19 protein-coding genes are annotated in these 14,911 nt (G+C 49.5%); 12 read left to right on the top strand and 7 right to left on the bottom strand.

Features of this window, described 5'->3' with window-relative positions:
* Nucleotides 1–3 precede the first annotated feature (3 nt).
* Nucleotides 4–1,083, top strand: coding sequence for a tetratricopeptide repeat protein (locus B153_RS0120535; RefSeq protein ID WP_020598624.1), 1,080 nt, complete (start codon nucleotides 4–6; stop codon nucleotides 1,081–1,083).
* 410 nt (nucleotides 1,084–1,493) lie between these two features.
* Here B153_RS0120535 and B153_RS0120530 read toward each other — a convergent pair whose 3' ends face one another.
* From B153_RS0120530 to B153_RS0120505, 6 genes are all read right to left on the bottom strand, one after another.
* Entirely contained in the window at nucleotides 1,494–1,940 is a 447-nt protein-coding gene (locus tag B153_RS0120530) for a YHS domain-containing (seleno)protein (RefSeq protein ID WP_020598623.1), read from the bottom strand.
* Nucleotides 1,937–2,845: an alpha/beta fold hydrolase gene (locus tag B153_RS0120525; RefSeq protein ID WP_020598622.1), complete on the bottom strand. Its 909-nt coding sequence runs from the start codon at nucleotides 2,843–2,845 to the stop codon at nucleotides 1,937–1,939. The genes B153_RS0120530 and B153_RS0120525 overlap by 4 nt, the downstream gene beginning before the upstream one ends.
* A 60-nt stretch (nucleotides 2,846–2,905) precedes the next feature.
* Nucleotides 2,906–3,538: a LysE family translocator gene (locus B153_RS0120520; protein ID WP_020598621.1), complete on the bottom strand. Its 633-nt coding sequence runs from the start codon at nucleotides 3,536–3,538 to the stop codon at nucleotides 2,906–2,908.
* Nucleotides 3,539–3,572: 34 nt separating this feature from the next.
* Nucleotides 3,573–4,040 (bottom strand): DinB family protein, encoded by a 468-nt coding sequence (locus tag B153_RS0120515; RefSeq protein ID WP_245564918.1) that lies wholly within the window; start codon nucleotides 4,038–4,040, stop codon nucleotides 3,573–3,575.
* Nucleotides 4,041–4,101: 61 nt separating this feature from the next.
* Nucleotides 4,102–4,524, bottom strand: coding sequence for a DoxX family protein (locus B153_RS0120510; RefSeq protein ID WP_020598619.1), 423 nt, complete (start codon nucleotides 4,522–4,524; stop codon nucleotides 4,102–4,104).
* A gap of 31 nt (nucleotides 4,525–4,555) precedes the next feature.
* Entirely contained in the window at nucleotides 4,556–5,032 is a 477-nt protein-coding gene (locus tag B153_RS0120505; protein WP_020598618.1) for a YHS domain-containing (seleno)protein, read from the bottom strand.
* Between the two features lie 486 nt (nucleotides 5,033–5,518).
* Here B153_RS0120505 and B153_RS0120495 point away from each other — a divergent pair, with 486 nt between their 5' ends.
* The 9 genes from B153_RS0120495 (at nucleotide 5,519) to B153_RS0120455 (ending at nucleotide 11,899) form a co-directional block, all read left to right on the top strand.
* Nucleotides 5,519–6,256 (top strand): hypothetical protein, encoded by a 738-nt coding sequence (locus B153_RS0120495; RefSeq protein WP_020598616.1) that lies wholly within the window; start codon nucleotides 5,519–5,521, stop codon nucleotides 6,254–6,256.
* On the top strand, nucleotides 6,243–7,382 hold the full coding sequence (locus B153_RS0120490; protein WP_020598615.1) for an ATP-grasp domain-containing protein: 1,140 nt from the start codon (nucleotides 6,243–6,245) through the stop codon (nucleotides 7,380–7,382). Before B153_RS0120495 ends, B153_RS0120490 begins: the two co-directional genes overlap by 14 nt.
* A gap of 15 nt (nucleotides 7,383–7,397) precedes the next feature.
* Nucleotides 7,398–7,991 carry a GNAT family N-acetyltransferase gene (locus B153_RS0120485; protein ID WP_020598614.1) on the top strand — a complete coding sequence of 198 codons (594 nt, stop codon included), beginning with the start codon at nucleotides 7,398–7,400 and terminating at the stop codon, nucleotides 7,989–7,991.
* A 31-nt stretch (nucleotides 7,992–8,022) separates the two neighbouring features.
* Entirely contained in the window at nucleotides 8,023–8,772 is a 750-nt protein-coding gene (locus B153_RS0120480) for a phosphopantothenoylcysteine decarboxylase domain-containing protein (protein WP_020598613.1), read from the top strand.
* Between the two features lie 13 nt (nucleotides 8,773–8,785).
* Nucleotides 8,786–9,295, top strand: coding sequence for a peptide-methionine (R)-S-oxide reductase MsrB (msrB, locus tag B153_RS0120475; RefSeq protein WP_020598612.1), 510 nt, complete (start codon nucleotides 8,786–8,788; stop codon nucleotides 9,293–9,295).
* A gap of 11 nt (nucleotides 9,296–9,306) precedes the next feature.
* Nucleotides 9,307–9,957 carry a peptide-methionine (S)-S-oxide reductase MsrA gene (gene msrA, locus B153_RS0120470; RefSeq protein WP_020598611.1) on the top strand — a complete coding sequence of 217 codons (651 nt, stop codon included), beginning with the start codon at nucleotides 9,307–9,309 and terminating at the stop codon, nucleotides 9,955–9,957.
* A gap of 69 nt (nucleotides 9,958–10,026) precedes the next feature.
* Nucleotides 10,027–10,449, top strand: coding sequence for a hypothetical protein (locus tag B153_RS0120465; protein WP_020598610.1), 423 nt, complete (start codon nucleotides 10,027–10,029; stop codon nucleotides 10,447–10,449).
* 10 nt (nucleotides 10,450–10,459) lie between these two features.
* A complete protein-coding gene (locus tag B153_RS0120460) occupies nucleotides 10,460–10,918 on the top strand; it encodes a DM13 domain-containing protein (RefSeq protein WP_020598609.1) in 459 nt (152 codons plus the stop codon).
* Nucleotides 10,919–10,978: 60 nt separating this feature from the next.
* The gene (locus B153_RS0120455) at nucleotides 10,979–11,899 is read left to right on the top strand and encodes a hypothetical protein (protein ID WP_020598608.1); all 921 of its coding nucleotides are present in this window, start codon (nucleotides 10,979–10,981) and stop codon (nucleotides 11,897–11,899) included.
* Nucleotides 11,900–12,024: 125 nt separating this feature from the next.
* On the opposite strand, the gene B153_RS35530 is transcribed toward B153_RS0120455, so the two are convergent.
* Nucleotides 12,025–12,720 carry a GMC family oxidoreductase gene (locus B153_RS35530; RefSeq protein ID WP_020598607.1) on the bottom strand — a complete coding sequence of 232 codons (696 nt, stop codon included), beginning with the start codon at nucleotides 12,718–12,720 and terminating at the stop codon, nucleotides 12,025–12,027.
* A 775-nt stretch (nucleotides 12,721–13,495) separates the two neighbouring features.
* On the opposite strand from B153_RS35530, the gene B153_RS0120445 reads away from it, so the two are divergent.
* Nucleotides 13,496–14,632, top strand: a complete 1,137-nt coding sequence (locus tag B153_RS0120445) for a glycosyltransferase family 4 protein (RefSeq protein WP_026262312.1) — start codon at nucleotides 13,496–13,498, stop codon at nucleotides 14,630–14,632.
* A 48-nt stretch (nucleotides 14,633–14,680) separates the two neighbouring features.
* On the top strand, nucleotides 14,681–14,911 hold a 231-nt coding region (locus B153_RS0120440), incomplete at its 3' end, for a transposase (protein ID WP_020595249.1).

The following is a 14,911-nucleotide window of genomic DNA, read 5'->3' as shown; positions in this document are numbered from 1 at the left end:
TAAATGATGAATTTGATTCGGCTGATCGGTTATACAAAGGTAGTTAATAGACCTGCTCAATTGTTTATCTGGGTAGGTATCCTCCCGATTTTATTGGACATGCTTCCGGCTTGTACCGACAATACCGACGAAGCGGCTCAGTTTTTCCTGAAAGGGAACGTTCAGTTGCAGAAGCGCGAGTATCGGGAAGCCATCCGGTATTATTCGGAGGCTATTGCCAAAAAGGCCGATTTTGCCGATGCCTATAACAACCGGGGGCTTGCCCGATTTCGGAACGATGATCGGGAGGGAGCGCTGGCCGATTATAGCCGGGCGCTTGACCTCGATCCCGATTTTGCTACGGCTTATTTTAATCGGGCGGAGGTTCGACTGGAAATAGGGGATGCGACTGGGAGCCTGAATGATCTGGAACACATCGAAAACCAATACCGCGACTCAACCTTTTACCATTCCCGCTTGGGGGATGTGTATACCCAATTGAACCGGATAGGTCCTGCCCAGGCCGCCTATGATCGAGCCCTGCAACTGGCCCCGGCCAATGTGGAGGCCCTGACCAATCGGGGAGCACTGTATTTTAAGCAAAAAGCGTACGGGCCTGCTCAACAGGATATATGTAAGGCGTTGCAACTGAATCCCAAACAGGATGCTGCCCTGAACAACCAAAGTCTGCTTCTGGCGCATGAAGGAAACTATTCCGAAGCCTTATCGTACATCGAGCAGGCGTTGGCTTTGCAGCCTCGTCAGCCTTACTACCTCAACAATAAAGCGTATGTGCTATTGAAACTGAATCGTCCTGCCGAAGCGCTTCCATTCATTGACGAATCCCTCAAACGGGACGATCAGAATGCCTGGGCCCACCTGACGATGGGTTTGTATTGGCTCAGTCAACATCAGCCGGCCAAAGCGATTGCCGAATTTCGTCGGGCCGAATCCCTGGATGCGTCTGTCGAAGCACTTTATTATTACATGGGAAGCTCGGAATGGGCTTTGGGGCACAAAACCGAAGCCTGCACCGCCTGGCAACGAGGGAATGCCGCTGGGGATGAACAGGCTGGGCAGGCCTTCAAGACCCAGTGTCGATAAGCCGGGAGCGATTGGTTCGATCATCAAAGTAGTCGGGAGTCCCAAAGGAGCCCTCGGTGCTAACCAACTGGACATGCTGACTAAAGTCAGGGCGCTCGGTATTGATCACGTCATTGTACGCGTAAATAATGATCGCTAAATTTTATTCCGGTGACCGTATTAAGATAGGCATTGGGGCTCTTGTTGTTAAAATAAAAGTTGGGTCAGTTCAGCCAACTGATCAAATTCTTTTACAGAGCCAAAAACCTGAATGCCGTGCTTGATGAGGGCTAACAGCAGTAAAACCTGCTCCCTAACGATTTCCTTGAAGGCCGTTTGAGGTTTTTTGTATTCACGAAAGGGTTAAAGGTTTACATGAGGCCAGTCTGAAATAGTGGTATCGTTAAAATCGGTGAGCCTTAACAAACGCATCAGTCCTTATCTTTTAGCGCAGGCCAGTTCATATTTGCTTTCTGGATATGGCCAGGGCGATCTTTATTCCATAGGGTTTGTACTTTCTTGTTATAGTTGAAATAGAGCTTTCCATTCTCGATTGTCCAGGCATCCGGTTCTGTTGGCGCTTTATGCCCCTCTGATGTACCATAAGCACAATAACCACCATACTGAGGAGCATATTTTTCAGGATTGGCTTTAAACGTATCCCGGTTCTGGGTACTGGCGAAATACCAGTTGGCCCCCTGATAAGCATATAAAATAGCCGAATCGCCCGGAACAGGCTTCCCTTCGGCAAAATAAGCGACGGGGTCATAGCCTCGTAACGCTTTCCCTCCTGGCGCAAAGACAGGAGATTTCTGCGCCAAAGCAGTTGTAATCGGTAAACAAAAGACAATGGCGAAATACAGAATGAGTCGTTTCATGGATGATAATTGGTTGAAAAATTGGATTGATTAGTTGACAATTGCTGGCGAATGGCAGCCCGAATCAAATCGGGTCGGCGCCAGGGAATAAAATGATTCATGCCGGGAATCAACTGGATAGTTACGGGAGCCTGCTGTAACATCCTTCGGGCAAAAGTGGCATTTCCGGGAGGTACCAGTTCATCCTCCGTTCCCTGAATGACGATTACGGGTATATGAATAGAAGGCCATAACGGCAGCATCCTCTGGAGTTCAACTTTTAGGGCACTAATTTCCCGGTTACTCACATCCAGCTCGGTGGGCAGTAAGTACCGAACCGGAAAAGCTGCTCCGATGGGACGATACCATTCACCTCGCTCCAGATCGGGGTCAATGGACGGAGCCACCAAAATCAGCCCGCCGACCTGTTCCGGATAATCCATCGCCAGCCGAACGGCCACTGGCCCTCCCAGTGAATGGCCAACGATAATGGGTTTATGGGTTGCCTGTTTCTGCCGAAGTAATGGGGCTATAGCGGCTGCCTGGGCTTGCAGCGACGTTACGGGATAGCCTAATCCTGACTTACCAAAACCCGGTCGGTCCACCGAAATCAGTTGGGCATGGTTGTAGAGAGACGAATCCGTAAAAAAGCCGATGAAGGCATCCCAGGACCCCGGCGAGCCATGAATGAAGAGTATCGTTGGTAAGGAATCGGCCCCGATACAGGCATAATGAATGGTTTGTCCATTACGGCTGATGGTGCCAAATGTAGGCTTAACCTTACTAAGCGCAAAATAGTCATCAATAGCCTTGTCAGACATCCGAATCGAAGCACAACGCGGCAGTACAACAACAATCAACACCAGCAGCAGTAGCCCGACGCGCCAGCGAGTACCAGAAGTCCATCCTCGTAGGAACTGTACCATTCGATAGGGGTTATTTCACCAGCATAATGGCCGACGTTAGCAGTTAGCTAGTCTCATCCATCAGCCCAATACCTGTATACTTTGCCAAAGGGCCATGCCGATAAATAGTATGCCGGTCAGCCGATTAATCCAGAAACCTTTCAGGTACTGCACGATTTGCTGGCGTAAGCGGTCGGTTAGCCAAACCACCAGAATCAGTAGGCCAAACGCCCCTGTTGCGGTTCCTAACGCAAACACCCACGGACTGGCGGGCTGGTTGACAGAAACCAGCGTATGAGAGCCGATCGGAACCCGGCTCAGGTAGAGCCAAACGGCGGACCAGAACGGCAACAACTGCGGGTTGGTGCTACCCAGTACCAATCCTTTCCAGAAGGGTAAGGACGCTTTTTGTTCAGACACTTGATTGAACGCTACCGGTTTTTGCCGAAAAGCTGCGAGTCCGGCCCCCAGCAATACCGGGATGGGCGCAATCATCAGCACATCCATCCAGTGCGAATGGGCTGGTATGAGCATTAATCCGCCTGCGGCCAGACTGCTGTAGGCAATTTCGGGCAGACTTCCCCCCAGCGCCAGCCAGATACCGGCCTGCCTGCTCTGGTTAAGCGTTGCCTGCATGACGGCCAGATTGACTGTGCCCGGATGCACAGATCCAAGAAAGCTGATAACACAGACACTACAAAAGAGCAAAAGCATACGGTTGCGGTTAGGTAGTTACAGATTCAATAATCTACTTCGACTGGTGCTGAACCGTTGAATACGCCACGCCAAAATGCATAGGTAAGTCTACGGTCGGGAAGTCGCTTTGAACGGCAATCTGGATCAGCGCCATGTGATGAATGGCATGCTCGATATTGTAGAGCAGTTCTCGTGCTATGGAGGATGGAATCTGAACGGGTTCAGTGCCTTTCACCGACAAGTCGGCCGTTAATACCAGCGGCTGGTTGAGGTCGAGCCGGTGAATCGTTCGGTCGACGGATCCGATCCGGCGAAGAACTTCATCGGTGTCGATTTCCAGGCGCAGATCGCGTTGGCGCCGGTCATAGTTGAGTTGCCCCATCTGGACACTGGTGACGAGCAATTCATAAAATTCGAGAATGTGCCGGACATGTTTGCCGATGGTATTGCCCGAAAGAACCGACAACGGTCGGGCATAATCAGCGTCGGTTAGCTGACCAACTACTTCGGCAAGCTGCATGAGTATATCGGTACTAGCAGATTTAAGTGACATCACATTAATAACCTTAATGGGTGAAGAATCAGGCATTTGTATGGACTTTTTTCTGATCCAGTACTCCCGCCAGAACGGGCATCCACTGCGTGCGGGTGAGCGCCAGAATGGTAGCGCAGCTAACCGCAACCACCAGAGCCAGAAAGAACAAATACCCGCCATCGTCCTGTACCGAAATGCCCAGAATGGTCAGGTGCGATACGATAGCCCCGGCCATGACACCCAGGCCCAAAGCTGCCCCAATCCAGCTTGTTCGTGGTAGCAGGATAAGTACAGAGGCTATGAGTTCAATAATGCCCGAACCGATGCGACCCCAGGGTTCAACGCCCAGTGTCGAGAAAATATAAACCGACTCAGGCTGGGCCAGAAATTTGAAATATAAGGTCTGAAGCAGAATGATGGCGGCCAGTAAGCGAGCGGCCCATAGAATGTAGGTCGTTGTTTTGTTCATGATTGCGGTAGGGCTTATAGAAATAACGTATTTACGACTGGATGAATTTGCCCCAGTTCATGTCTGCTTTTTTATGCAGATTTACCTCGTCTTTATTCCACTTGGGCAGTGTGTTGTTGATAAATGAGTGGTAGAACAGATAAAGCTTGCCGTCTTTGACCTTAAACGTTTCTGGATCGATCTCTACCTTTTCGCCCGTGGCGCCCATGGCGTAGGCGCACCAGCCACCATATTGCGGCTCGTAACGGTCGGGGGCTTCCTGAAACGCTTTCAGATTGGCGGGAGTCGCAAAGCGATACGTAACATTTTTGTACGTAAAGCTGTTGGTGGCTGAGCCTTTCACGGCTTTGTTCTGAGTGAAATAAGCCACGGCATCGTAACCCTGTAAGGCCAGGCCGTTTTCGAGATTGAATTGCTGTTTGCGGGCTGTGGCCGAATTCGATTGGGCTACAGCCGGAGCCCAGTAGGTAATGAATAAACCAATAAGCAGGAGCGAAAGCGTTTTCATCGGATAGCTTGTCTGAATTAGTTACATGTAATTGGCGGGCTAATTTTCTGATCGCTTCAGCCGTACCAACGGTTCGCTAATCCAATTGCCAAATACCATTCCAGATACGTTGTAAAAACGGAAATGGCCTCTACGCGCTGGAAACGGCCAAAATGCATGAGAAACCTGGCCAGAATTCAGATTTGTTCCCAGACTGGATTCCTGATATTTCGTAAGCATCCCGAAATACCCGTAGAAAATTGCGGTGTGGTTTACCCGCAGTAACCTGACCGTTTACCTTGCTAAAAATTCCTTTGCTGACTTTCGCCCTACCGTGGTTACCACTCATCAGCCCGCAAACGGTCACGATTGATCAAGAGACTCCCGCTATTTCGTGAAACCTACACCAGGGGTTTGTGTATCACTTTATGTAATCAACTGAAATTCAGTAATTTGAAAAAATGGTATAAACATTGGATAAGCATGGATTAATCAAGCTGAATACCCATGTGTACTGTCACATATTTACCGGCCGGGCCTACTGGCTACATCCTGACCCATAGCCGCGACGAAAAAGCGATACGTCCTGCTGCCCAGCCTCCCCGAACCGTAACCATCGGCGGGGCAACGATCACGTTTCCAGAGGATCCGCCAGGGCAAGGCACCTGGATAGCGTCGGGTATCCGGGATGATGAGTCTCCGGTGACCGTTTGTTTGCTCAATGGGGCTTTTACAGCCCATCGGCCCGAACCACCCTATCGGCATAGCCGTGGTCTGATTCCATTGCAGGTGTTTACATACCCAACCCTCAATGCGTTTATCAGCACCTATGACCTGGCGGGTCTGGAACCGTTTACGCTGCTGATCGCTGAAGAAGGCAAGTTGACAGAGTTGCGCTGGAATGGTAGTCGGCTTTTTGTGGATGAAAAAGGCCCCGACCAGCCTCACATCTGGTCGTCGGCAACGCTCTATAAACCGGAGATTGTTCGGCAACGCGAGGGCTGGTTTCAGGAATGGTGTCAGCAATACCCGGACTATTCGGTAGAAGCCATCCGGAATTTTCATCAGGTCGGCGGCCATGGCGATGCTGAGAATAGTCTCCGAATGAATCGCCAGAATGTGATGCTGACCGTCAGCCTGACAAGCGTCGTGCCTATCGGCGACGATCTAACTATGATTTACGAAGACTTCACCCAATCGTCTGTTTACCAGACCGCTGTCGGCTATACCTATGCAACCCATTAATACAACCTCTTCGGCAACCCTTTCCGAAAGCTCATTTGTTCAGGCAATACGTTCGATCCCGGTAACGGCCTGGGCATTCCTGACTCGTTTTGGCCGGACATCACTCTTTATGATCCGTCTGCGCCATTGGGAATACTGGCCGTTCGAAGTGGTTTATTTCCCCATTTTTATCTTCCATTTGTGGCAATCGGTCAAGGCTCGGTCGCTGTTTTATTTTTCCGCGTCTAATCCATCTATCGAAACCGGTGGTTTGTTTGGCGAGTCGAAAGCCGATATTCTGGCTGGCATCAGCGATGCGTATAAACCTATTACGCAGGTTGTATCGGCTTCGGCTGATGCCGAAACGGTGTTCAGCCTGATGCAGGCGCGTGGGCTGGTGTTTCCAGTTATTGCCAAACCGAATGTGGGCGAACGGGGCTGGCGGGTCGAAAAAATCGAAAGCCGCGAAGCCCTGAACAGCTACCTCGCTACCACACCGATTGATTTTCTGATTCAGGAGTATGTCGATGAGCCGCTTGAACTGGGCGTGTTTTATTACCGGATGCCGGGGCAATCGGAAGGCGTTGTGTCGTCGGTGGTGCAAAAGGAGTTTCTGACCATACGAGGCAATGGCTACGACTGTATCGAAAATCTGATTCGGCAAAACGAGCGGGCCATTCTGCAACTTCCGGTTCTGACCCGGAAATACGGCCATCAGTTCCATGAAATACCGGCTGTGGGCGAAATCATCACGCTGGAGTCGATTGGAAACCACTGCCGGGGGACTAAATTCCTGAATGCCAACCATCTGATTACGCCGGAACTGACCCGTGTATTTGATCGGATCAGTCAGTCGATCGACGGATTCTATTTTGGTCGTTACGATTTACGGTGTCGGAGTGTAGCCGACCTGTATGCGGGCAACCACATCCGAATTCTGGAGTTGAATGGGGCAGGTGCCGAACCCGCCCATATTTACCAGCCCGGTTTTTCGCTCCGTGAAGGTTATCGGGTGCTGTTTCATCATTGGCGGGTGCTCTACCACATCAGCCGCGAAAACCACCGCCGGGGTGTTCCATACATGACCTTCCGGGAGGCTTTTCGGCTATGGAAACAGACCAACGCATTGAAATCAACCAAGCCCTAGAACGACGCTATACCCATGACCAAACTACCGTTAAATGACAGTTATTTCGTCAAAGAAGTACAGTCTGACGAGTGGCATCAATTTTTTGAGGAACACGTAAGTCAGGTCTTCCCCAACGAACAGTCGATGCCCCTGAATTTTCTGCTGAGTCCGACTGAACAGGCTAAACTAGACGGCTTGCAATCAAATCTGTCGCAGCGTAAAGCGCTTTATTTCCTACTAGTGGATGAAGACAAACCCATTGGCTGGCACTTTGGCTTTCAGCGTAGTGAACTGGAGTATTTTATGGCCAATACGGGTATTCTGCCTCCGTATCAGAACCGGAAAATTTATTCCAGTTTTCTGACTTATGCCATTGAGCGAATTACCGACGAAGGATTCCAGTACATCACCAGCATTCACCAAGCCAACAACAATGCCGTACTGATTCCCAAACTTAAAGCGGGGTTCTTAATTCAGTCGTTTGGCTTTCTGATTCAGACCATGATCCTGGAGTCGAACTATGGCCCAATGATTCAACTCGTCTATCCAACCAAAACGGCTTACCGAAAGCTATTCGAGCCTCAATTTGGGATAAACGCCCTGAACGAGTCGCTTACATCAGCCTGAGCAACTCATAAAAAAGAACGACCTATCAAGCATGTCTGTGTCTTACGCAACCATCGACACCATTCTGGAAAACAGCCCATCGCTAGCGGGGTTAGGTGTCCTTCTAACGGCTGGCCCCACGCAGGAGGCCATCGACCCGGTTCGGTACATCAGCAATCACTCGACCGGCAAAATGGGCTACGCACTAGCCGAGGTGCTGGCCGAACGGGGAGCGCAGGTTACGCTGGTGAGTGGGCCAACCAACCTGACGGTGCTGCATCCATGCATCGAACGAATACGGGTTCGGTCGGCGGCCGATATGTATCACGCCTGTCTGCATTACTTTCCGAAAGCTAGCCTAACCGTGCTGGCGGCTGCCGTTGCCGACTATACACCCAGGGTAGTAGCAGACCAGAAAATCAAGAAGAATGAGAGCACGTTTTATCTGGAGCTTGTCAGGACGGTCGATATTGCCGCCAGCCTGGGAAAGCAGAAACGTACCGGCCAGTATTTGGTTGGATTTGCCCTCGAAACCGACAATGAGTTGGCCAATGCACAGACCAAACTGGTAAACAAAAACCTGGACCTGATTGTGCTGAACTCATTACGTGACGAGGGTGCGGCCTTTGGTCATGATACCAATCAGGTCACACTCATTCATCGAAACGGAGGTATTCATCGTTTCGGCCTCAAATCCAAACGAGCCGTCGCCTGCGACATTGCTGATCACATCGAGCAATTATTCAAGAAAACAGAAACGGCCCTTGCAGCCATAAAGTCCACTGCATTTACACAGGCTTAAGAACAATAAAACTATGAATCGATCCACAGTTCTGGCTAGCCTGACTAGCCTTTTACTCATCATGTCGCCTGCCTTTGCCATACTGCTGACAGGCCCAGCCGGTAGTGATACCAATCCAGAAAAGCCCCCGCGACGGGTCGAAAAGACAGAAGCCGAGTGGAAACTGGCTCTCACCCCTGATCAGTTTATCGTAACCCGCAAACAGGGAACCGAACGCCCATTTAGTAGCCCACTGGCCAGCAACCATGAGCACGGGACTTACCGCTGTGTTTGCTGTCACGAGCCGTTGTTTAGTTCCGATACCAAATTTGAATCAGGAACGGGCTGGCCCAGTTTCTACGCTCCCCTGCATAAAAATGTGGTCAAGGACCTCCACGATACCAGCCACGGCATGATTCGAACCGAAGTACAATGTGCCGTATGCGACGCCCACCTCGGCCATGTGTTCGACGATGGCCCCGCCCCAACTGGCCTACGCTACTGTATGAATGGTCTGGCTCTCGAATTTATCAAAACTAAATAGCCTACTTTAGCATGAAATTCATTCAGATTCTTCTGGCCAGTTTCTGGCTGTTGGCGAGCTGTACGCAGGCTCAATCGGTTGATACTACCCCCGCCCGGCTACCAGCGTTGAAACCCGGCGAGGCCGTTGCCACCTTTGCGGGCGGCTGTTTCTGGGCGCAGGAAGAAGGGTTCGATCAACTGAAGGGTGTCCGGGAAGTCGTTTCCGGTTATTCGGGAGGCCATGTGGCCAACCCCACCTATCCGGAGGTTGGCACCGACGAAACGGGCCATGCTGAGTCGGTCCAAGTGTATTACGATCCGAAGGTGATCAGCTATCGGGAACTGCTCGATGCTTTTTTTGCCGGACACGATCCGACCACCCTCAATCGGCAAGGACCCGACGTTGGCCGCGATTACCGTTCAGTAGCGTTTTACCGGACACCGGCCGAAAAACAGGAAATCATGGCCGCCATTCAGCGAGTCAATGCATCGAAGCATTATGCCAATCCCGTCGTAACGGAGGTGGTACCATTCAACGTGTTCTATCCGGCTGAAAACTACCATCAGAACTACTGCAAGCTGCACCCAAACCAGCCTTATATCCAGCATGTTTCGATACCCAAGATCGAAAAACTACGCCATGCCATGAAGGGAAAACTGAAACAGGAAGATAATCAGTAAATGGATAATGAATAATGGATGAGGGCCATTTCATTATTCATTATCCATCAATTAACTCCTCATTTTTACATGGATACATTAAACCTAGCCGATAAAACGTTGCACTGTCTGGCCCAATTGATTGCCCTGACGGGTATGCAATGCCTACCCCAACAGGCCGACGACAGCCAGACCAACATGGCCTGGAATTACGGACTGCACTGGTTGGAAGGACGGGTATTTGATGCACAGCAACACGAGCGGGCGGCTATTTGGGCTAGCTATGCGATCGCTGACTCCATCTGTCCTGAACCCTATTTTTATCTATCTGGCTACCATAAGAGGCAGCCGATCAACTTTCTGAACGCGCCTTCGCTGTCCGCAGGGGAGTGGCGCACAGGAGCCGACTGGCAAGGAGCCTTACTACCTATTTCGGCCAGTCTTACCCCCGACCGCATCGACGCTTTCTTCCGGGAAAGCTACACCTGGCTTCATAAATTAATAAACGAATAAACAGGTATTTATGAAATCGCCCTTATCAATTAGTCTCCTGCTTACGTTGCTGGTTCTGGGAATCGGTGGATGCGTAAAAGACAAAGACCTGGTTCCACTGGGGAGTTTGGGTACACCTGTCAGTGTGGTCGATCCGGTACAGGTTTTTGATACCACCGGCCAGCGCTTACTGGCTTCGGGCAAATTCCAGAACGGCGTTCATACCGTGAGTGGTCAGGTACGTTTGTATGAGCGCAACGGCAAACAAGTCCTAGTTTTTGAGAATTTCAAGAGCGATACCGGGCCTGATTTACGCATCTATTTAGCCGCTGATACACAAGCCAGCAACTTTACGGAAGTGAGCCTTCTGACAGCCGTCGGTAGCTTTTATGTGGATGTACCGTCAACTATACCCCTTAGCCATCAACGTTTTGTGCTGATCTGGTGCAAGCGATTTGCCGTGCATTTCGGAAATGCTGAACTGAAATAGTCACTACCTTAACCCAAATGGATTGTAGGGCAAACCTGTCCTACAGCCACCCAATATCAGATGAACAACCGCCTGCCTTTTTTCCTAACGGTATTTCTGCCGTTCGCCAGCCAGTTACCGACTCTTGCCCAGGGATGCAGCGATGCTGGCTTTTGTACCATTGGCGCACTCAAACAACACGCTTCTACGGACACCAAAGGTCAGAAAATCACCGTCCTGCTGCCCGTTGGCCTGGGTGATGAATCGGTACTGGTTTTTGCGCCGGGGCTTCAATACGACAACCAGTTGTCGGCCCGATGGGCCGTTCAGGCAAAACTTACGGGCAATTATGCCAGCGGAAACTTAGGCAGTGTCTCTGGCCTGGGCGACGTTTTTCTATCAGCTACGTACACACTGCCTACACAAACCAAATGGGCCACATCGCTGACTCTGGGTACAAAACTACCTTTAAGTAGTAGCAACCTAAAAGTCGGTGATCGTCCGTTACCGATGCAATACCAGAGTAGCCTTGGTACGGCCGATCTGATAACGGGGCTTTCGGTAGGCAATGGCCAATGGCAATTTTCGGTAGGCTGGCAGCAGCCCCTTACCGGAGCCAACAGCAACACATTCCTGCCCAGCTTGAATGGTAAACCCGAAGCGCCCGCTTACCCGCCGTCCAATCAGTTCACGCGCAAAGCCGACGTGCTGGGTCGTACAGCTTATACCTGGAGGATAAGCCCAAAACTTAGCCTGAATGGCGGGTTGCTGGGCATTTATCACCTGGCCGAAGATACCTACATCGATGCTAGTGGCAAGTTGGTAGCTCTCACAGGATCGCAGGGACTAACCCTCAACGCAACACTGGCTGGCTGGTGGAACCTGACCCCAAAAACACGCATCGGATTTACAGCCGGTACGCCCCTGCTTGTTCGGGAAATCCGTCCAGACGGCCTAACCCGAAGCATCGTTTTTGCGCCCGAAATAAGCTGGCTGTTTTAACTCGCCCTCGTTTATGTTCTTTGGTCCAATGTTCGCTCTTTTATCTGGCGGACTCCAAGTTTTCTCGCCAGCGCCTGCTGACACGCTACCTCATCCGGCATCTGCCCACAGGCGGAATGTACCGCTCAGTGAGCAACGCGATATGCTCGATGTGGCCCGCAAGCTAGTGCCATTTCTTCATCTGAAAAACGAAAAAGATACCGTAACGCTGCCGGTGGGCCGAACCTTCGCCTGGGTATTACCCGAAGCGGGCCGGTTATAAGCCGGGTAGCAAAAGTGTTGGTTTGTAATGTCACGTTAGGAAATTGCAAAGCTGCTCGGACATTCGTTACGTGCGCATCGGCTTTAGCTTCAGATGGATCGGGAAAGCCGTCGAAATTGCTCAACACCGTGGGTGCATTGGGCTGTCCGAGTTTATCCTGCCCTAGTCGCACCGCCATCGGAATGGGGAATGGCTTCAGACCAGCTCGCTGGACGTTTTCGTACAGATCTTTGGCAAATGGTTCGGGGGTAATAGGCCCAAACGGATAGGGCTTGCTGGTCGGCGGTTCGGTGGGATCAACGCCACGGATGCCATGCACGCTGTACAACTGTTCGGCCTGATCATAATAGGGGGCAAAATCTGCATAGGTTAGTGGCCAGGCGGGCGAAATGCCGGATTCGTGCTGGGTTTGCTGAAAGTCGGATTCGCGCAGCCGGAAGCTGGCGGCTCCATACATCTTACTGTTTCCACCCACCACGTAATGCGTAAATGGCGCAAAAGGCTGGTTGTCTTTATCAAACCAGACTTCGTTGGTACGGTAGCGACCCTTCACCACCACTTCCGCAACGTCCCAGTTTTCTTTCTCTTTAGGTATAAAGTCGCCCCGTTCCAGAATCAGAATTTTTTTTCCGGATGGAGCGAGTCGCTGAGCGATTGTTCCGCCACCGGAGCCGGTTCCGATGATAACGATGTCGTATGATAACGATGTCGTAGGTACGTGCAGTCATGGTTTGGGCCATTCGTTTTGTTTTCCGATTGTTGGGTGTGCTGGTTTCAGCCGCCCGTCGGTTTTTAGAATGCCAACACCATACCAATTAAGCAGGAGGGTCAAAAATGCCTTTTACGGCTTGTAATAGGCATTTTTACTTAAAGAAAAGCCTTTTCCATTCGACGTTTGATTCCTGATATTTCAGGAGGATTTGGGCATATCGGGAGTTGAAAAGGCGTCTGATTAGCTCATGAAAGGCGCTTGTAAGGAGGGCCTGTAGTAGAACGTTTACTGAGGAGTCATTTAATCCATCGGAAATAGCTTACCTCGTACACCTTGTAAAATGGTCAGTTACTGAACGGTTAGCCAGCGGCATTTTCCAATTTTCGATGGTGAGTTGCGTCCGAGTATGCAACAACTTTTATTAAACTCCTTTGGGCAAGGGAATAACTAGTCGATTCAGGCTATAAATAGCCTTTCGTCTATGCAAGTCGCCACTACTATTGAATTTAGGCAAAAATATTGTTTATTGCGACTTGTAAATAAATATTAATTAATAGAGTACTAATGCGGCTGCATGGCTAGGGGCATTAGCCACTCTTTAAGCACACCGAAGCTAGGCTTAATGAGGATTCTTGCTATTCATAACATTCTTTGGTCGCACTATAAGGCTAGGATTTTTAACGGTATTTATGAGAGTTTACACCTTCAAGGTGTAGATTTTTTTGTTGTTCAAATGGCTTATAGTGAACGGAGCCGTTTGGCCCTTAAAACAGATTCCAGTATTCATCAATACCCTTATAAAGTACTATTTTCTGATGAGGCCGTTGAAGATATAAGTGCTTTAGAGAGGATTGGTAAACTAACAAAGGCTGTTAAAGACTACAAGCCCGATATAATTTATCTCAATGGCTATTACGATATAGCCTACTGGTTTGTTGTATTCTATTGCAGGCTGAATAAGGTAAAATTAATTATTGATTTTGAGAGTAATGAAATTAGCCGGAAGAGGGTTTGGTGGAAAGAGTATCTGAAAATGTTTTTTCTAAGGCAGTGCAATGGTTTAGTTTGCCTTGGTCAGAAAGCGGCCGAGTATGCTGTAAAGCTTAAAGTGCCTCCAGCGAAAATTCTTACAACAAAAAACGTAGGTGTTGATAACGATGCACTCTTGTCTATATTTAAAAAAGAGTCTCATCTAAAAGAAAAAAGAAAAAAAGAATTAAACCTCCCGTTATATAATTTTATTTATGCTGGTCGGTTTGTAGAGCGCAAGAATCTGATACGATTAATTACAGCCTTTCATTATGCTAAATATGACGCCAAAAACGGAAAAGATTGGGGCCTTATCCTAAGTGGAGAAGGTGAACAAAAGGAGGCTTTGGTAAAACTTGTTTCAACATTAACTAATCCATCTGTTTTTTTCTTAGATCCCTGTGAGTGGTATGAAGTACCAATTCGGTATACCCTTGCTGATGTTGCAGTTTTACCAAGCACATTTGAGCCTTTCGGCTTTTTAACAAACGAAGCGATGGTTTATTCAATGCCTGTTCTTGTTTCAAACCGCTGTGGAAGTGCTGCCGATTTAGTTAAGGATGGTTATAATGGATTTCAATTTGACCCTTATAATGAAGATGATTTAAAAGATAAATTAATGGTGTTGATGAGTAGGACTGGTGAATTCGAAACATTGGGGGCGAATGGCAAATTGATTATCGACCAATGGGCTCCCGATATTATTGTTAAGAGCTTGTTGGGGAATTGATAAGGACTGGTAGTCGAGTCAACTTTGTATCGACCAAGAAACAAAGTAATGACTAAGCAGTGGCAACCACTGACCGACTACCAGTGGGCAGCAATTTCGCCTTTTTTTAACCTTCAACGCAAGCGTAAACACCAATTACGTGCCGTCATGGATGCCATCTTCTGGATGTTACGCACCGGCTGTCAATGGCGAAACCTGCCGCCTAGCTTTCCGCACTGGCAAGCCGTATACTATTATTTTGACCAGTGGAAAAAGGCCGACTACTTTGAACACATCAAC

The organism is Spirosoma panaciterrae DSM 21099, assembly GCF_000374025.1.
GTDB lineage: Bacteria > Bacteroidota > Bacteroidia > Cytophagales > Spirosomataceae > Spirosoma > Spirosoma panaciterrae.
Note: the sequence above shows the minus strand (reverse complement) of the source record. Positions and strands in the feature narration are given on the sequence as shown.